The organism is Thioflexithrix psekupsensis, from assembly GCF_002149925.1.
GTDB lineage: Bacteria > Pseudomonadota > Gammaproteobacteria > Beggiatoales > Beggiatoaceae > Thioflexithrix > Thioflexithrix psekupsensis.
Genome location: NZ_MSLT01000012.1, coordinates 618,526 through 634,907 on the forward strand (window position 1 = coordinate 618,526; position 16,382 = coordinate 634,907).

A 16,382-nucleotide genomic window follows, 5' to 3' on the forward strand; every position below is an offset into this window, starting at 1 on the left:
TCATTAGGGTCTGCTTTAGACAGCAGCATTAAAACTGATAGAGGGAGAATTTTGAGTGGCGCACAGCATGACCGCGTTTGCACGCAATGAACAACATCACACATGGGGACAATTATGCTGGGAAATACGCTCAGTCAATCACCGCTACCTTGATATTTCCATTCGTTTACCTGAAGAATTTCGTCGTTTAGAGGTTGACGTACAAACTCAAGTACAACGACAACTGAAACGCGGCAAAATATATTGTAATTTATATTTACAATACAGTGGCGATGCCAACCAACTCACTGTAAATCAAACATTAGTTAAAAACCTACTCCAAGCCCACGCGCATATCGAGACGCTGGCTAATGTTACACAAACGCCTCAATTATTAGATATTTTACGCTGGCCAAATGTGCTGGAAAATCATATTGATACTGAACAAATCGCCATTGATGTCATGCAATCTTTACAAGTTACTTTAGACGCATTATCCGCTCATCGTCAACGCGAAGGACAACAATTGATTCAATTTGTGGAACAGCGTTGTGTACAAATCACCCAAGAAATCGCACAAATTCGTAATCTATTACCCGAAATGGTACAACAACAACGCGAAAAATGGCAACTTCGCTTGGCAGAAATCACCGCACTGAATCCAGAGCGATTAGAACAAGAAATGTTAATTTTGGCACAAAAATCAGATGTTTCTGAAGAATTAGATCGCCTTACCGCGCATATTCAAGAAATTCGTCAAACCCTAAAAACCCAAGATGCCATTGGACGACGTTTAGATTTTCTCGCCCAAGAATTGCACCGAGAAGCCAATACATTAGGCGCGAAATCAGGCCATTTAACCCTCACTAAAAGTGCAATTGAATTAAAAGTTCATATTGAACAAATCCGCGAGCAGATTCAGAATTTAGAATGAGATTTATGCGGGGTTCGCTATTTAAAGCAGTAAAGTTGAAGAACTTATGAAGGGTTAATTTTTTAGGCGCAGAAAAAAGAATTTTTTGGAAATTACGATAAATTTCTGAATCAGAACATTCCCATAATTCTGATTCAGAAGAATTTTAAACGGAGAAAAAACTATTTTGTCCCATTAATCTGTTCTAATAACGATGTAACTTCTTCATTGGTTTTCGCTTTTAACATGCGATTGGCGAGGCGAATTAAGCCTTTTATTTCGCTGTGATTAATAGTCTGTTTCACTTCTAAAAATGACTCAGGATTCACACTAAACGCCCGCAAACCCAAACCCAATAATAACCGCACATACCGCTGATCTCCCGCCATTTCTCCACACATACTGACACTTTTAGCCGCTTTATTGGCCGCATCAATACTCATTTTTATTAAACGCAACACCGCAGGATGCAACGGATCGTATAAATAATTCACACTATTATCCACCCGATCAATCGCTAAACTATACTGAATTAAATCATTAGTCCCAATAGAGAAAAAATCCGCATAAGGCGTAAATAAATCCACACAAATCGCCAAAGCAGGCACTTCAATCATTGCCCCAATAGGCATTTGCGGATCAAAAGGGATTTTTTTCTGGATTAATTCATTGCGAATTTCACCGATCAAATTACGCACTTGAATCATTTCTTGCGGACTGGACACCATCGGCACCATTAAACGCACATGCCCCTTCGCAGAAGCTCGCAAAATCGCCCTTAATTGCGGACGAAACAATTGCAAATCGCGTAAACATAAACGAATCGCCCGCAATCCCAATGCAGGATTGGCCGATGGCGAAAGATGAATACGACTATCAACTTGCTTATCCGCCCCCAAATCTAATGTCCGAATCGTCACAGGGCCGCCACGTAACGACTGTAAAACTCTAACATAAGCATCTAAATGCTCTTCTTCATCAGGAGCTTGCTGACGATTCATGTATAAAAACTCAGTGCGATACAATCCCACACTTTCACAACCCACCCGTTTAACCGCCGTCATGTCTTCGGGAAACTCAATATTCGCTTGCAGCGCAATATCCACTCCATCAAGCGTGCGCGTGGGGGAATGTTTAATTTTATTCAGTGACGCACGATAACGCTTTTCCTCGCGCTGTCTTTGGCGGTAATAACTGAGTGTCGCCTCGTCAGGGTCAACAATCACCACCCCATGGCCACCGTCCACAATCAACATGTCATTCGCCCGCAATAAACCCCGCACCCGCCGCAAGCCCACAATCGCCGGAATCCCCAAACTCCGCGCCAAAATCGCCGTGTGCGAAGTCGTACCACCAAACTCCGTCACAAAAGCCAACACCCCTTGATGTTGCATTAACACCGTATCGGCAGGAGACAAATCATCAGCCACCACAATACGATCCGCCAAACTCTCAATCAAAGACTCATGAGCAGGTTCTGTCTCATAGCCTTTTAAAATACGCTGAATGCGTGTTACTACATGTACCACATCTTGTTTACGTGCGCTTAAATAAGGGTCTTCCATCTCCTCAAAAATTTTTACCAAATTATCGCACTGAATTTTCAACGCCCATTCCGCATTACATTGCCGTTGACGAATAATCTGCACCGGCGCATCAGTCAGCAAATCATCTTCTAACATCATCAAATGCGTGTCGATAAACGCCGTCAAATCCACCCGCATACTTTCTGTCACATGCGTGCGAATACGTGTTAATTGCTCACGAGCGGTATCTAAGGCTTCTTGAAAACGAATAATTTCCGTTTCCAACGATTGTCGAGATAAGGTGTACTCATTTACATCAATCTCTACATGGTCAATGATATGCACCGCACCAATGGCGACACCCTTTGACACACCAATTCCATGTAGTGCAATACTCACTCTTCTTCTCCAAAACGGTTTTCGATTAAATCGGCTAATTCGGCTAAAGCGATCTCCTCATCATGACCAGAGACCACCAACTCAATTTGCGTTCCCTTGCTGGCGGCCAACAACATCACGCCCATGATGCTCTTGCCATTGACTTCACGCTGTTCGCGGCGCACGGTAATATCGCTGTCAAAAGACGAAGCCAAACGCACCAATTTTGCAGCGGCGCGTGCATGTAAGCCTAATTTATTGACAATGGTGAGTGTCTGTCGTTGCACCGTAAAACCTCCTCGCATCTGTGGATAACAGGTGATGACATAAAATGAACATTAAAGAAACGCTTAAACACCGAGATAATTAGTGTATCATAATCGTTATTTCAATCGCACTCCGCCGGTAACGTGTGCATCTTAGGCTTACACGGCTATTTAGCTTGATATTTGTCTTGCCAATAACTATAACTACCAAGCCACCGTAATCATGATGAGAAAGGGTAACTATTGGCAAGCTGTCGGATTCATTGTAAAAGACAGCGGCCATCTCACCCATTCAGTTGGCATTCAATTTGAATTTGAGTCCATTTAGCCCATTTAAAGCGGACTTTAAGCCATTTTAACAGTTTCTTAATTTAGCCTTAATTTTAATTTAGCTGTGATAACTTATGATGCGCTTATCTATTTTTTCCATTTTACTGGTTTCTGGTGCATTATTAGCAGGCTGTGCCTCGTTATCGAAAGAAGAGTGTTTACGTAACGATTGGGCAGCGATTGGTTTTCGTGATGGCACGGAAGGTTACGCCATGAAGCGTATTCATGAACACGAAGAGGCATGTCGTGCCTATCACATTGTACCTGATTTAGCCGCTTATCAAGCAGGACGTGATCGCGGCTTAATTTACTATTGTACGGAAGCCAATGGGTTTCACGAAGGAGAACAAGGCGTTACTTATCAGCGGGTTTGTCCCACAGATCGAGAAGATCGCTTTATTCGTGGTTATCGACGCGGTTTAGACAGTGCCAGACGCAACGTTGAACTCGACATGCACATGAAAACCACAGAATTATTGCGCAAAACCTCAGAAGTCGCCCGTATCGACGACAAAGAAAAGCGAGAACGCGAATTGAAGTCGTTAGACCAATTAGAATCAGAATTACAATCTCTGCAATCCACCCACAAAAATTTAATTCAACTTTTACAACGTGTCCATCACTTTTGAAATATAATTCCCCTAAGAAAAGTAAAAGTTTCTAAAAAGATTAAGGCTAATTTAAATGGTAAATAAAAGCAGTATTTTGATTGTTGACGATGAGGATCGGGGGCGAGACGCATTAGAAATGTTATTGCTGACCGAGGGCTATGATTTATTATTTGCCGCATCGGGCAAGGAAGCATTACAAAAGGCAGAGGAGACTACACCTGATCTGATATTGCTGGATGTAATGATGCCGGGAATGGATGGTTTTGAAGTCTGTCAGCGTTTACGTTCTCATTCACGTTTGGCTGAAGTGCCGGTGATTATGATTACGGCACTGGATGATCCCGAATCTCGTTTGCACGGTATTAATGTGGGTGCAGACGATTTTATTACCAAACCTTTTGATCGCAGTGAATTGCGGACACGAGTGCGCACCATTACCCGTTTAAATCGCTATCGACGTTTATTATTAGAACGTTCTCGCTTTGAATGGGTAGTGGATCGTTCTAATGAAGGTTATTTACTGTTAGAAAGCACGGATCAATTGATTTATGCCAATTCAACGGCTCGCCGTTATTTAGGCATTTGTCAAAATCACACATTACCGTTATCATTTAATGAATGTTTAACCGCAGCGCGTTATCAAAAAGAACCCACTTTAGCTTGGGAAAATTGGCCAGCCGATAATCTTAAAGATAATGTTCGCTATTTGGTGCGCCCTGAAACCAAAGATCATCCACCATTATGGTTAGAAGTAAACATTTTTGATTATCCTTCAGATCACTCGCATTTAGTGCATTTACGCAATGTCAGCGAGCATATTAATTTACAACGCCAAGTGTGGACTTTTCAAACCTTGGTTTCGCATAAATTACGCGGTCCTTTAAATGGTTTAGTCAGCCTGCAAATGCTCGACAGTCCCCATGTGGATTTATCCAGCGAGCGGGCTGTGGCTTTATTAAAAATTGCCAAAGAAAGCGCAAAACGCTTGCAAGATCAAGTATTAGAAATTTTACGCTACATCGACACCACCCGCTTACGCACCTTACAAGCCAATTTTCGACTGGCTGATTTACCCGAATTATTAACCCGCCTGCAATGGGATTTATCTTTAGAACCCATTCAATTAGAATTACCTGAATCACTCCTCAATAAAGTATTAACTTGTTCTCCTGAAGCAATTGAGTTAATTTTGCGGGAATTATTAAATAACGCGAAAAAATTTCACCCCAAACATTCCCCTGATATTAGTTTGTCCGTTTCGCTCTGCAAATCTGATTTAGATCAGGTAAAATTGGCCGTCCGCGACAATGGACGCTGTTTATCTAACGAAGATTTAGAACGGGTATGGATGCCTTATTATCAGAGTGAAAAATCTTTTACTGGCGAAATAAAAGGCATGGGATTAGGATTAGCCATGGTGGCGCGTTTGGTGTGGAATAGCGGTGGTCATTGCGAAATCCATAATTGCATTGGTCACGAAGGCATTGAAGTGGTTGTTGCCCTGCCCGCCACCACAGAAACATTCCCCTTTAAAATGGAAAAATTAACGGGTTTGAATCAAGATACACAGAATTAAACACGAATAATTTAATTGGCTTTGAAAGCCAGTTAATTCTGCACATTTTAAAATTCTGATTCAGACAAACCACAAGGAAAGGCTTATGATGAACTCTGAATGGCGTACATTTCTGCATACACAAGGCGCACAATTTAGCCAAGTGGACATGGTCAACGATTTTGGCACGCCCCTCCAAGAACAACAACAAGTGTTACAAACGACCGTGATCGTGGATTTATCCCACTATGGTTTGATTCAAGCGCGAGGCGAGGAAGCCAGCTCATTTTTACAAGGTCAATTCACCAATGACGTGCGGGCAATTGATGAAAAAACCAGTCATTTGTCGGCTTGGTGTAATCCAAAAGGGCGCGTTATCAGCACCTTTACCTTATTTAAACGCCACAATGCGTATTGCTTATTACTGCCTAAAGATCGGGTAATGGGAACGTTACAACGTTTACAAGGCTATGTTTTACGCAGTAAAGTGACTTTACAGCATGCCTGCGACGAATACGCCATTATCGGGATCAGCGGTGAACAAAGTACTTCTGTGATTGTGAATGGCTTGGGTGTAGAACCTCCGACAGAAGATTATCAAGTATTTACCACCGATGCGGTCACTTTGATCAAAATGGCGGGAATTATCCCACGTTATGTGATTATTGCGCATCCGGGGTTATTGCAAGTGTTTTGGCAACAAACGCGTTTGCCGGCGGTTTCTACGCACGCTTGGCAATTGGTAGACATTCTTTCGGGTTATCCGCAGGTGACGCAAATTAATACAGAGACTTTTGTGCCACAAATGCTCAATTACGACCTGCTCAATGGTATTCATTTTAAGAAAGGCTGCTACACAGGACAAGAAATTGTGGCACGGTTACATTACTTAGGTCAATTAAAACAACGCCTATTTTTAGGACATATTGATTGCGAATTTCCTCCGAATATTCACGCTAAATTATATGCCCCTGATCAAGAGCGAAGTGTGGGCGAATTTGTGGCGATTCAACCGCATCCCCGCGGAGGTTATTCGGCATTAGCGGTGGTGGAAATTGCTTATGCTAATAACGAGAGTCTATTGCGGCTGAATAATGCCAATAAAGATCGTTTTCAATTTAGAGAATTGCCTTATCAAGCAGCATTAAATGAAGCGATAAAATAAATTTTTTATCAGAGATTTTGTAAGAGATAATGGGTTATGAATAAATGTCGCAAATACCAATGGGGATTTACGCTCATTGAAGTGATGGTTGTGGTGGTTATTTTAGGCGTATTAGCGGCTTTAGTGGTGCCTAAAATTATGAACCGTCCAGATGAGGCGCGTTTAGTCAAAGCCAAGCAAGATATTCGTGCGATTGAAGCGGCATTAAAATTATACCGTTTGGATAATTATAATTACCCCAGCACTGATCAAGGTTTGGAAGCCTTAGTCACGCGCCCCACAGGAATGCCAGAGCCGCGCCAATGGAAAGATGGCGGCTATTTAGATGGTCTGCCGAAAGACCCTTGGGGCTTTCCATATCAATATTTAAGTCCTGGTTTACACGGTGAATTTGACTTATGGAGTCAAGGCGCAGATGGTCAATCGGGGGGAACAGGATTTAATGCGGATATTGGTAATTGGCAATTAAAAAATCAATAAATTGGATCGGCAATGACACAAGATACGCACATTAGTTTGGCACACGGAAATGGTGGCTATTTCATGCGAGAATTGATCGAAACCATTTTCGCCCAACAATTCGCTAATTCCAATCTGGATATTGAACGAGATGCGGCAATGTTATCGTGGCCGTATGGTGAATTGGTGATCACCACAGATGGTTTTACGGTGCAACCTTTGGAATTTCCAGGGGGAAATATTGGCAGTTTGGCGGTTCATGGAACGGTGAATGATTTAGCGGTTTCGGGTGCTATTCCGTGTTATTTCACTTTAAATGTGTTTGTTGAAGAAGGTTTTGAAATTGCTTTATTGAAACGTTTAATGGCGAGTTTAGCCGAAGCCGCACAAAAATGCCAAGTCGCCATTGTAGCGGGAGATACTAAAGTGTTGCCACGGGGTCAAGTCAGTGGTCTTTATTTAGCGACGACGGGCGTAGGTTATCGTACGAATACCAGCCCCCTCAATGTGAGACAAATTAAGGCTGGAGATGTAATAGTGGTGAGCGGTTCGGTGGGGGATCACGGGATTGCGGTGATGTTGGCGCGGGAGCAATTTGGTTTACGCGGTTCTTTGCGTTCGGACGCGGCCAGTGTATTGCCTTTGACGCAGGCTTTATTGCCTTATGGCGACCGCGTGCGGGTGATGCGTGATCCCACTCGTGGGGGCGTGGCTACTGTTTTACACGATTATGTGCGCGCTACAGGTTTAACTTTACGTATTCGACAAAGTGAGTTGCCAATCAACGGCGAGGTACAAGTGGTGTGTGACATGTTGGGTTATGATCCGCTTTATTTGGCGTGTGAAGGGCGCGTGGTGGCGGTGGTCGCGCCCGACATCGCCACCGCCGTATTGGAAACGTGGCGCGCCCTGCCTGAAGGCAGCCACGCCGCGCTGATTGGCACGGTGTGCGAGCAACATCCACCGCGAGTGATTTTGGAAACGGAATTGGGCGGAGAACGTTTATTAGAAGAATTGGAAGATGATCCTTTACCGCGCATTTGTTAATCGCGTGTTATTCTCGACATTCTAATGGCAAGAAATTTGGATTTGCATTCGTTTTATTCACGCCATAAACCGTTTCATGAGGCAGTGGATTTAAATAACCACACGTCCAAGATAAAATAAGTCCTGTAAAAGCCGTTCCTTCCTGCGTTAAAGTGGGACGCAAAGTCAACATTGCATTGCCTTCCTCTTCCGAATTCATCTTAAATTTAGAATCAATTAATTCAAGATGAATTGCGCCATTTTCTACCGTGATATTTTTCACATAATGGCCGTAAAAATGATCCGATTCACGCAATCCTGCCTCTGCATTATCCTGTGGAAAAGTGCCGTAAAAAGCATAATATTCCGTAATTTTTCTCATGGCTTCTTGAGAAATAGTGAGGGCTTCAATGGCCTTAGATCGCAATAAATAATCCATATAAGCAGGAATAGCCACCGAAGCCAAAACACCAATAATGGCTGTTGATGTCATTAACTCAATAAAAGTGAATCCTAATTGCGGGCGCGAAAAAGAAAACATGATTAAACTCCCTAATTATCTATTTCTACAACTAGACGGAAGAAAAGGATTCACCTCTTCATGCAACCCTTCAGTCGGGTGACAATTCCAATGAACAATTCGCGTGTTCGATGAATCTATTATTGGCGTAAAAAATAAAACCAATTCCGTAGAAGTCAACGCCACTTGCAATTCAATTTTTCCCTGATTAACCGTTAATTGTCGCAAATAACGCCCTTGCCATTGCGTGGGTTCGGGCAATCCCAATACCGCATTATTTTCAGGCCATCGACCATGCCACGCATAATATTCCGCAATATGCTGCTGCACGGGTTGGCTTATTGCCAAGGCCTCGGTGACTTTAGCCCGTTCTAAATAATCTGAATAAGCGGGAATTGACACCACCGCTAAAATAGAAATCACAAAAACCACCAGCAACAATTCAAGAAAAACAAAACCTGATTTTATTTTTCTCATCGCTTCATCCTCAATAACTAAACAAAAGAAAAATAGGCATATATAACCCCAACAATATTAACAATAAAAATGCCCCAAATAACAGCGATAATAACCACATCAATATGGTATTAATCACAGGAACTCGCTGTTGCAATTTATAAAAATCCAAACGTGCCAAACGCATTAATAAATCCGCTAATAATTCCCCATTTTTTACATCTAATAACAAATGTCCAATATTATCAGAAGAAAAATGATCTAAAGTAGTAGGATGTTGTTGTTGCTTGACTTGATGAGCGGCTTCTTGCAAATGCCGTTGATACGGTAAATAATCCAGCGAATTTGCCGTCATTATTAATGCGTCATGAATAGGATAACCCTGTCGCAATAAAAAAGCTAAGGTATTTAAAACTTGAATTCGCGTTAATTGCAAAAATAAATCACCAATTAACGGAGATCGTTTTAACACCCAATCCCGCAGATCAGCCCGTGCCGCAATATAAATCAATACAAGCACTAATAAACCTAAAACGCTAACAGATACTCCACTGCTTAATAAAGTCACTATTTGAGTCGTGATGGGGGGTTCACTTCCTACACGAGACAAAATAGAAATAGAGACAAAATTAGGAACAATATATTGTCCTGCAAAAATTAGGAAAATAACGAAAAAGACAGATAACACCAAATAATAAGCCAATGTCGCTAATAATTTTTGCATCACTTCAGTGTGTCCAGATTCTTTTGTTTCTCGAAATGCTACGAATTGCAACAAGCCTTGAGACAATTGCCCTTCTTGTTCTGCTTTGCGTAAAAAATCGGTAAAAAAAGGCTCTAATGTCGGTAAAGTAGAACCCAAAGCCAACGCAAAAGAGCCGTGTTTTTTCCAATCCGCTTCGATCTGTTCTAACCACATTTTATACTGCGCCCAATGTGACCCTTTGCGCAATAAATCTAAAACTAAACTAACCTCTTGTTTTCCGTCTAATAATAACGCCATCTTATTAAGAAAAGTCGTGGTTTGTTCATAAGAGGAATACTGTGATTTAGCCATTAAAAAAACTCCTTACGCTATTGGGATAACCGCCGCCGTAATAACATGAAGGCAATGGTAAAAAAAACCAGTCCATAAATCGCAATAACCAATAAATGCCATAATATATAATCTATTGAAGGCAGAGCCTGATTAAGCAATAATGGACGCACCAATTCCACCACATGTATGAGCGGTAATAACCACACTAAAGATTGTATTAACTCTGGCATTTTCGACAGTGGAAAAAATATCCCACTTAAAAACATCATTGGAGCTAATAAAAGTGTTTGATAATAAAGGAAAAAATCATAATTTTTTGCCAATGCGGTCATCACCATTGCCATACTGGCAAAAGTTAATCCTGCCAGAAATAGCACAGGTAATGCCACAATTGACCATACACTGTCAATTGCACCCAATAGTACCGCCACAATTAAAACAGCAGTGACATGAATGAAACTTTTGGTAGCTGCCCAAAAAATTTCACCAAAAACAATATCCTGAATATCTAAAGGCGTGGCTAATATCCCGCGCCAAGTGTGCTGTACATTCATGCGCGTATAAGCGGAATATTGGGCTTCAAAACTGGCCGTTTGCATCGCGCCACTGCACAAAATTCCCGAAGCCAAAAAAGACAAATAAGGCACTCCCTCCATACTTTCTACAAAATAGCCTAAACCATACCCTAATGCCAATAAAATTAACACCGGTTCACCAAAATTTCCTAACAAGGCTGGCATTAAATTTTTTTGCCACACTTTAAAATTACGCAACCACACACTAAACCAACGCCATTGAAACAGTTCTAATAAATTAATCATCACGTAAATCTCGCCCTGTTAATTTTAAAAAAACATCCTCCAAATTTGCAGGACGATGCAAATAACGTAAATCTGATTGTTCGCTTAATGAATCTAATAATGAAATCACTTTTTCACCATAATAAAATCGCGTATCGCCTACTATTTCGCTGTTTAAATTAAAACGACGACCGACTTCCTCATGCCACCTTTCTAAAGCATCTACATGCGTGCCATGCACCTCAACCACTTGCGGCGGAATATAACGCTTAATTAACGCTTGCGGCGCGCCTTGTTCTAAAATTTTTCCCTGATCCATCACAATAATATCATCACAAAGCCGCTCTGCTTCCTCCATATAATGCGTGGTGAGAATTAACGTTAATCCCTGCATTTTTAACTGTCGCAATCGCTGCCAAATTAATTGCCGAGCTTGCGGGTCTAATCCCGTGGTCGGTTCATCTAATACCACCAATTGCGGTTCATTAATTAACGCCCGTCCCAGCGACAAACGGCGTTGCATTCCGCCCGACAATGTTGTGACTAGGGTATTGGCTTTATGTCCCAAAGTAGCGAAACTGAGAATATCTGGAATTCGTTTTTTTAAAGTAGCCGCATTCAATCCGAAATATCGCCCATAAATCTGCAAATTTTGCGTGACGGTGAAATCAGGATCGAGATTATCCTGCTGGGGTACAATACCAATAATTTGCCGTAACTGTCGTGATTGATTGGGAATCGTATAGCCCAAAACAGACAATTCTCCCGCAGTCGGCAAGGTGTGGCCGACTAACATTTTTAACGTGGTCGTTTTTCCCGCACCATTGGGTCCCAATATGCCGCAACAACTGCCTTGGCGCACTTGAAAATTAATCGAATTTACAACCAATTGTTCCCCATAACATTTGGTCAAATTTCGCGCTTGAATAACCGATTCACAATAATGGTTCATGAGAATAAAAACTCAGAGGTGATATAATGACAAATATGATGTTATTTATTTTTTGGCTATTGCTGATTATTGCGGTATTAACTGCCTTTTATACTTGGAGAAAACACCGCCAAATAAAACAAGCGGCTGAACAACGAGAAAAAGCGATGTTACAAGCCTTGTTAGCAAAAAAAATTAAAAAAGAAGATTCATCTTCTGATAAAACCCCAGAGTTAAGCCAATAAGCAATGGCCTGTATTGGTGTGCATTGCGATTTTAGATTGAAACTTATCTTTTTAATTTAGAATCGCCCTTAACTTGAAAAAATCACCAACAACCCTTACATACCCCTTTCACTTGGCTAAGAACCACTTAGAACTTAGCCTAAAAACCTGTTAAAACGTGAGGAGTTATTTTTTATGGATATTTTGGAAAGAATCAGAGAGCAAGTCACCAATAATCCCGTTATTATCTACATGAAAGGCACGCCCCAGATGCCGCAATGTGGTTTTTCCAATCGTGCCGCACAAGCTCTACATGCGTGTGGTTTTGAATTTGCTTATGTCAATGTATTAACTGATCCGGAGATTTTTCAAAATCTCCCTCGCTTTGCCAATTGGCCGACTTTTCCTCAAATTTATGTGGATGGAGAGCTAATTGGGGGGTGCGATATTACCTTAGAATTGCTACAAAAAGGTGAATTAAAACCCATGTTAGAAGCGGCAATTCATAAAAAGCAAAATAAAGAGGCGTAATAAAGCTGCATAACCGCTATTTATCATGTTATGTAGCGGTTATTTTTTAGGATGAGAATTTTCTTCATCGTCCATGAGAATTTCGTGCGCGGGTCCTTCTAAGTCATCAAATTGTCCCGAACGAATCGCCCAAATAAAAATCCACACAATTAACGCAATAAAAACCAGTGAAACTGGAATTAATAAATACAAAATATCCATAATTTCTCCGCTTAAAGCCACATGGGATAACCACTCAGGTTATCTGGTCATTTTAGGACTATTTCAAGTCAAAATAGTATTTATTTCTAGCACATTTCCACCATATTCTATGGGTACAGATTATTTTTATTCCACTTAAATATCACACTAAACATAAGGTGGCTGTCGAGATCATGGGATTTTTAATTTGGTTTGATTTATTTTTGGTGTCAAGTTTGTTGTGGACGGCTTGGCAGGGGTTGACCCATCCAAATTTATTACGTTCTGTATTAATGTTTATTGTGTTTGGTTTATTGTTGGCATTGGCGTGGGCGCGCTTGGCGGCACCGGATGTGGCTTTGGCTGAAGCGGCAATTGGCGCAGGTTTAACGGGTGCGTTGTTTTTGGACGCATTACGGGATTTTTCCCGCTCAAAGGAGTAAAAATAATGTTTATTATCAAGCAATTATCGACGTTATTATTAATTTTTTGGGCAGGAATTTTGATTTGGGCTGTGTGGGCTTGGCCGCCATCGCCAGTGATGGACATTCCCACTTTAGTGACACAAAATTTGTCACATAGCGGAGTGGCTCATCCCGTCACTGCGGTATTATTAAATTATCGCGCTTATGATACATTATTAGAAATTTCCGTGTTACTATTAGCGGTGTTGGGGGGGTGGACGGTGTTTCATGCCCATTGTGAGGCTGCTGACTGTGTTTTGACGAATGTGCCGCCTTTGTCGCCTTTGTTGACACCTATGTTGTCGTTAAACGTGCCAGTATTGGTGTTGGCGGCGGCTTATTTGCTGTGGGCAGGTGCTTATACCAGCGGCGGCGCATTTCAAGCGGGCGCGGTGTTGAGTGGTGCGGGGGTTTTACTTCGGTTGAGCGGTGCTATACAGGCAAAGGAAAAAAGTGATACCGCAGTACGCTATTTATTGGGAATTGGTTTACTGGTTTTTGCAAGCGTGGGCGTGGCCGTGATGTGGAGTCAAGGGGAATTATTAACTTATCCATCGACTTGGGCAGGGGGATTAATTTTATTAATTGAAGCCAGTTTAACGGTATCTATTGCCATGTCATTATTGCTGTTATTTGTGGGATCGCCGGGGGTTTGTTGGCAGAAAAACGGACAATATTAAGATGAACCAAAACCAGTTATATTTAGGCGATTGTCTCAATGTGTTAAGGGATTAATATTAAAATAGCGCGGCGGGTTTTCATTAAGGAAAAAGAAAAAATGACGGTATCCACTTTATACGCTATCGTAGGCATGATATTGGTGTGTTTTAGTTTTTTTGCGTTGATTCGAGATCGACATTTGTTGCGCAAAATTATCGCGTTAAATATCTTAGGCAGCGGGGTTTTTATGGTACTCATTGCGGCGGCGGCGCGGGATTTTTCTGCAATAGATGCCTTGCCTCATGCTTTGGTGTTGACGGGAATTGTGATTGCGGTGAGTGCAACGGCATTGGCTTTGGTGCTGGCGCGACGGATTTATCGCCTCAGTGGACAAACTCATTTGCCAGAAGAAAACTCATAAACACAAATCCCTTGCATAATCTTAAAAAAACGCCTAGACTTGGAAACTGAATCTCATTATGGGGGCGACTTGGCTTCGACGCGGGTGGCAAAACCAGAGGTGCATGTCGAGGTGCAGTCCCTCGTAAATCTACTGCAAACAATTAGTTGCCAACGACGACAACTACGCTCTGGCTGCTTAAATAGCCAGCCTCTGGCCGCGACGTGCCGTTTCTGCGCGGATTTTCAGGGGTAACATTGAATCGGATCGCTATGTTCACTTGTCTGGGGTGGATGGGCTAAAAAGTTCCAGACTCACCGTCAGTACGCCCTGCCCGTCGGGATGCTGGCGGTTAAATCATTGACGCGGCTACACATGTAGAGCCAACGGCGGAGTGTTCGCGGACGCGGGTTCAATTCCCGCCGCCTCCACCAATTCTGAATTTTCCTGTCTTGACCTCATCAGTAACGATAACAAAAGTGATCGGATAGCAACGCATTCTATGAGCATCGAAGAAAGTACCCTCGCGCTTGCTGGCGTGTTTCAAGCAGCCGAGCTGGTTCGCTCGGTGGCACGACAAGGTTTGGTCGATCAAACCCCTTTTGAAAGCAGTTTGTACAGTATTTTACAAGTCAATGCAGACTCCATTGTCGCGGTTTATGGCGAATTAAGTGGGTTGAAATGCGGTCTGATTGCCTTGTCTCGCCAATTGCAACGTAACGATCCCACTCCCGAAAGTCGCAAGCGAGAAATGGAAGCCATGCGTTATGCGTTGGGTGCTATTTTATTGGAACGCAAGTTGAGCAAACGCTCAGACGTATTGTCGCGCTTAGGAGAAGGGATCGAAGACATTCGCGCCTTCGCTGAAACGCGCTCGGTGGCTCATCCCGAAGTTGTGACACAAATGGCACGCTTATATTCCAACACATTAAGCACCTTTGATTATCGTATTCAAGTCAGCGGAGAACCACGCTATTTAGAAAACACCAGTAATGCCGATAAAGTGCGCGCATTGCTGTTAGCGGGCGTGCGTTCAGCCGTGTTATGGCGGCAAAAGGGCGGAACACGCTTACAATTGTTGTTTTCTCGTGGAAAAATTTTACGCGCCACCCAACAGTTTTTAGAACAAATTAATGTGGTGGATCGGATTATTCACCCGCCGCGGGAATAGATAAATTATTTTGCAATACAATTGCAGATACATTGCAGTTTCTGGCACAAGCCAGTACAATGGCATCGTTTGCGGTGGATGCTGTTCACAGCAAACTTTCCCCTCTATATATTACACATAATAATCTAACCAAAGGAGCTAACTTATGACGTTAAAATCATTGATCGGTGTTGCTGGTTTAACCCTGAGCTTGAGTTTTTCTGCCAACGTTTTCGCAGAAGAAGCCGCCACCGCTGCTGAAGTGGTAGAAAAAGTAAAAGCGGCTGCCGCAGAATTATCCAGCGCAGGCGAAGCCGGTATCGCAGCGTTCCAAGGCAAAGACAGCAAGTGGGCGTGGAAAGACACTTATGTTTTTGTTTACGACTGCGAAGCCGATCAAGCCTTAGCCCACCCCACTTTGGCCGGTAAACCTGTCATGCACATCAAGGACAAAGCAGGCAAAGAACTGTTTGTTGCGCTGTGCGAAGCGGGCAAACAAGAAACTGGCGGTTGGGTAAGCTACATGTGGCCAAAGCCCGGTGCTGAAGAGCCTTCAGAAAAACTGTCTTATGCTTTAGCGGTTGCAGGCACGACTTATCAAGTCAGCGCGGGCATTTACACTGACGAAGCCACCGTTGATGAATTGAATGCCGCATTGAAATAATCACTTATTTTGATGCCAAAAATAAACACCGCCAGTCAGTTATTATTGACTGGCGGTGTTTTTTTGAGCTTTTTTAGTTGAATATTCAACAAACGCGGGAGCGCGGACGAGAGAAAATCTTGAATAAATACAAGATGAGTGTTTAACTATACCAA

21 protein-coding genes and 1 other RNA gene are annotated in these 16,382 nt (G+C 42.4%); 14 read left to right on the top strand and 8 right to left on the bottom strand.

The genetic code is table 11. From position 1 onward, the window contains the following. Window positions 1–67: 67 nt before the first annotated feature. Window positions 68–913 carry a YicC/YloC family endoribonuclease gene (locus tag TPSD3_RS07840; protein WP_245391544.1) on the top strand — a complete coding sequence of 282 codons (846 nt, stop codon included), beginning with the start codon at window positions 68–70 and terminating at the stop codon, window positions 911–913. 161 nt (window positions 914–1,074) lie between these two features. Here the strand turns inward: TPSD3_RS07840 and ptsP are convergent, their stop codons facing one another. Beyond that, a complete protein-coding gene (gene ptsP / locus TPSD3_RS07845; RefSeq protein ID WP_086488009.1) occupies window positions 1,075–2,817 on the bottom strand; it encodes a phosphoenolpyruvate--protein phosphotransferase in 1,743 nt (580 codons plus the stop codon). Further along, the gene (locus TPSD3_RS07850) at window positions 2,814–3,083 is read right to left on the bottom strand and encodes an HPr family phosphocarrier protein (protein ID WP_086488010.1); all 270 of its coding nucleotides are present in this window, start codon (window positions 3,081–3,083) and stop codon (window positions 2,814–2,816) included. The genes ptsP and TPSD3_RS07850 overlap by 4 nt, the downstream gene beginning before the upstream one ends. A gap of 383 nt (window positions 3,084–3,466) precedes the next feature. Here TPSD3_RS07850 and TPSD3_RS07855 point away from each other — a divergent pair, with 383 nt between their 5' ends. The 5 genes from TPSD3_RS07855 (at window position 3,467) to hypE (ending at window position 8,229) form a co-directional block, all read left to right on the top strand. After that, entirely contained in the window at window positions 3,467–4,021 is a 555-nt protein-coding gene (locus tag TPSD3_RS07855; protein ID WP_086488011.1) for a DUF2799 domain-containing protein, read from the top strand. Between the two features lie 55 nt (window positions 4,022–4,076). Continuing rightward, on the top strand, window positions 4,077–5,579 hold the full coding sequence (locus tag TPSD3_RS07860; RefSeq protein WP_086488012.1) for an ATP-binding response regulator: 1,503 nt from the start codon (window positions 4,077–4,079) through the stop codon (window positions 5,577–5,579). An 85-nt stretch (window positions 5,580–5,664) separates the two neighbouring features. Then, a complete protein-coding gene (gene ygfZ, locus TPSD3_RS07865; protein WP_086488013.1) occupies window positions 5,665–6,723 on the top strand; it encodes a CAF17-like 4Fe-4S cluster assembly/insertion protein YgfZ in 1,059 nt (352 codons plus the stop codon). Window positions 6,724–6,759: 36 nt separating this feature from the next. Beyond that, window positions 6,760–7,203: a type II secretion system major pseudopilin GspG gene (gene gspG / locus TPSD3_RS07870; RefSeq protein ID WP_086488014.1), complete on the top strand. Its 444-nt coding sequence runs from the start codon at window positions 6,760–6,762 to the stop codon at window positions 7,201–7,203. A 12-nt stretch (window positions 7,204–7,215) separates the two neighbouring features. Beyond that, entirely contained in the window at window positions 7,216–8,229 is a 1,014-nt protein-coding gene (gene hypE / locus TPSD3_RS07875) for a hydrogenase expression/formation protein HypE (RefSeq protein ID WP_086488015.1), read from the top strand. A 7-nt stretch (window positions 8,230–8,236) separates the two neighbouring features. Here the strand turns inward: hypE and TPSD3_RS07880 are convergent, their stop codons facing one another. Genes TPSD3_RS07880 through TPSD3_RS07900 form a run of 5 tightly spaced genes read right to left on the bottom strand, consistent with a single transcriptional unit; the run spans window position 8,237 to window position 11,975 of the window. Continuing rightward, a complete protein-coding gene (locus tag TPSD3_RS07880) occupies window positions 8,237–8,749 on the bottom strand; it encodes a pilin (RefSeq protein ID WP_086488016.1) in 513 nt (170 codons plus the stop codon). Window positions 8,750–8,764: 15 nt separating this feature from the next. Continuing rightward, entirely contained in the window at window positions 8,765–9,205 is a 441-nt protein-coding gene (locus TPSD3_RS07885) for a pilin (RefSeq protein ID WP_086488017.1), read from the bottom strand. A gap of 10 nt (window positions 9,206–9,215) precedes the next feature. Continuing rightward, on the bottom strand, window positions 9,216–10,241 hold the full coding sequence (locus TPSD3_RS07890) for a type II secretion system F family protein (RefSeq protein WP_086488018.1): 1,026 nt from the start codon (window positions 10,239–10,241) through the stop codon (window positions 9,216–9,218). A 17-nt stretch (window positions 10,242–10,258) separates the two neighbouring features. Continuing rightward, window positions 10,259–11,044, bottom strand: a complete 786-nt coding sequence (locus TPSD3_RS07895; protein ID WP_086488019.1) for an ABC transporter permease — start codon at window positions 11,042–11,044, stop codon at window positions 10,259–10,261. Continuing rightward, window positions 11,037–11,975, bottom strand: a complete 939-nt coding sequence (locus TPSD3_RS07900; RefSeq protein WP_086488020.1) for an ATP-binding cassette domain-containing protein — start codon at window positions 11,973–11,975, stop codon at window positions 11,037–11,039. Before TPSD3_RS07900 ends, TPSD3_RS07895 begins: the two co-directional genes overlap by 8 nt. Window positions 11,976–12,001: 26 nt before the next feature. Between TPSD3_RS07900 and TPSD3_RS07905 the strand changes: the two genes are divergently transcribed. After that, window positions 12,002–12,199: a hypothetical protein gene (locus tag TPSD3_RS07905; RefSeq protein ID WP_086488021.1), complete on the top strand. Its 198-nt coding sequence runs from the start codon at window positions 12,002–12,004 to the stop codon at window positions 12,197–12,199. A 174-nt stretch (window positions 12,200–12,373) separates the two neighbouring features. Then, window positions 12,374–12,709, top strand: a complete 336-nt coding sequence (gene grxD, locus TPSD3_RS07910; protein WP_086488022.1) for a Grx4 family monothiol glutaredoxin — start codon at window positions 12,374–12,376, stop codon at window positions 12,707–12,709. Window positions 12,710–12,748: 39 nt separating this feature from the next. Here the strand turns inward: grxD and ccoS are convergent, their stop codons facing one another. Next, window positions 12,749–12,910, bottom strand: coding sequence for a cbb3-type cytochrome oxidase assembly protein CcoS (gene ccoS / locus TPSD3_RS07915; protein WP_086488023.1), 162 nt, complete (start codon window positions 12,908–12,910; stop codon window positions 12,749–12,751). A gap of 173 nt (window positions 12,911–13,083) precedes the next feature. Between ccoS and TPSD3_RS07920 the strand changes: the two genes are divergently transcribed. From TPSD3_RS07920 to TPSD3_RS07945, 6 genes are all read left to right on the top strand, one after another. Continuing rightward, window positions 13,084–13,332 carry a Na(+)/H(+) antiporter subunit B gene (locus TPSD3_RS07920; protein WP_086488024.1) on the top strand — a complete coding sequence of 83 codons (249 nt, stop codon included), beginning with the start codon at window positions 13,084–13,086 and terminating at the stop codon, window positions 13,330–13,332. Window positions 13,333–13,337: 5 nt separating this feature from the next. Further along, window positions 13,338–14,033 (top strand): MnhB domain-containing protein, encoded by a 696-nt coding sequence (locus tag TPSD3_RS07925; RefSeq protein ID WP_086488025.1) that lies wholly within the window; start codon window positions 13,338–13,340, stop codon window positions 14,031–14,033. Between the two features lie 98 nt (window positions 14,034–14,131). Next, the gene (locus TPSD3_RS07930; RefSeq protein WP_086488026.1) at window positions 14,132–14,434 is read left to right on the top strand and encodes a sodium:proton antiporter; all 303 of its coding nucleotides are present in this window, start codon (window positions 14,132–14,134) and stop codon (window positions 14,432–14,434) included. A 60-nt stretch (window positions 14,435–14,494) separates the two neighbouring features. After that, window positions 14,495–14,847, top strand: a transfer-messenger RNA (tmRNA) gene (gene ssrA / locus TPSD3_RS07935). Between the two features lie 68 nt (window positions 14,848–14,915). Beyond that, window positions 14,916–15,584, top strand: a complete 669-nt coding sequence (hflD, locus tag TPSD3_RS07940) for a high frequency lysogenization protein HflD (protein WP_086488027.1) — start codon at window positions 14,916–14,918, stop codon at window positions 15,582–15,584. A gap of 145 nt (window positions 15,585–15,729) precedes the next feature. Next, window positions 15,730–16,227, top strand: coding sequence for a cache domain-containing protein (locus TPSD3_RS07945; protein ID WP_086488028.1), 498 nt, complete (start codon window positions 15,730–15,732; stop codon window positions 16,225–16,227). Window positions 16,228–16,382: the final 155 nt, after the last annotated feature.

Excerpts from the sequence above, each read along its gene's own strand:
- TPSD3_RS07840 (WP_245391544.1), top strand. The coding sequence starts at position 68 with ATGACCGCGTTTGCACGCAATGAACAACATCACACATGGGGACAATTA.
- TPSD3_RS07855 (WP_086488011.1), top strand. The coding sequence starts at position 3,467 with ATGATGCGCTTATCTATTTTTTCCATTTTACTGGTTTCTGGTGCATTA.
- TPSD3_RS07860 (WP_086488012.1), top strand. The coding sequence starts at position 4,077 with ATGGTAAATAAAAGCAGTATTTTGATTGTTGACGATGAGGATCGGGGG.
- ygfZ (WP_086488013.1), top strand. The coding sequence starts at position 5,665 with ATGATGAACTCTGAATGGCGTACATTTCTGCATACACAAGGCGCACAA.
- gspG (WP_086488014.1), top strand. The coding sequence starts at position 6,760 with ATGAATAAATGTCGCAAATACCAATGGGGATTTACGCTCATTGAAGTG.
- hypE (WP_086488015.1), top strand. The coding sequence starts at position 7,216 with ATGACACAAGATACGCACATTAGTTTGGCACACGGAAATGGTGGCTAT.
- TPSD3_RS07880 (WP_086488016.1), bottom strand. The coding sequence starts at position 8,749 with ATGTTTTCTTTTTCGCGCCCGCAATTAGGATTCACTTTTATTGAGTTA.
- TPSD3_RS07885 (WP_086488017.1), bottom strand. The coding sequence starts at position 9,205 with ATGAGAAAAATAAAATCAGGTTTTGTTTTTCTTGAATTGTTGCTGGTG.
- TPSD3_RS07890 (WP_086488018.1), bottom strand. The coding sequence starts at position 10,241 with ATGGCTAAATCACAGTATTCCTCTTATGAACAAACCACGACTTTTCTT.
- TPSD3_RS07895 (WP_086488019.1), bottom strand. The coding sequence starts at position 11,044 with ATGATTAATTTATTAGAACTGTTTCAATGGCGTTGGTTTAGTGTGTGG.
- TPSD3_RS07900 (WP_086488020.1), bottom strand. The coding sequence starts at position 11,975 with ATGAACCATTATTGTGAATCGGTTATTCAAGCGCGAAATTTGACCAAA.
- TPSD3_RS07905 (WP_086488021.1), top strand. The coding sequence starts at position 12,002 with ATGACAAATATGATGTTATTTATTTTTTGGCTATTGCTGATTATTGCG.
- grxD (WP_086488022.1), top strand. The coding sequence starts at position 12,374 with ATGGATATTTTGGAAAGAATCAGAGAGCAAGTCACCAATAATCCCGTT.
- ccoS (WP_086488023.1), bottom strand. The coding sequence starts at position 12,910 with ATGGATATTTTGTATTTATTAATTCCAGTTTCACTGGTTTTTATTGCG.
- TPSD3_RS07920 (WP_086488024.1), top strand. The coding sequence starts at position 13,084 with ATGGGATTTTTAATTTGGTTTGATTTATTTTTGGTGTCAAGTTTGTTG.
- TPSD3_RS07925 (WP_086488025.1), top strand. The coding sequence starts at position 13,338 with ATGTTTATTATCAAGCAATTATCGACGTTATTATTAATTTTTTGGGCA.
- TPSD3_RS07930 (WP_086488026.1), top strand. The coding sequence starts at position 14,132 with ATGACGGTATCCACTTTATACGCTATCGTAGGCATGATATTGGTGTGT.
- hflD (WP_086488027.1), top strand. The coding sequence starts at position 14,916 with ATGAGCATCGAAGAAAGTACCCTCGCGCTTGCTGGCGTGTTTCAAGCA.
- TPSD3_RS07945 (WP_086488028.1), top strand. The coding sequence starts at position 15,730 with ATGACGTTAAAATCATTGATCGGTGTTGCTGGTTTAACCCTGAGCTTG.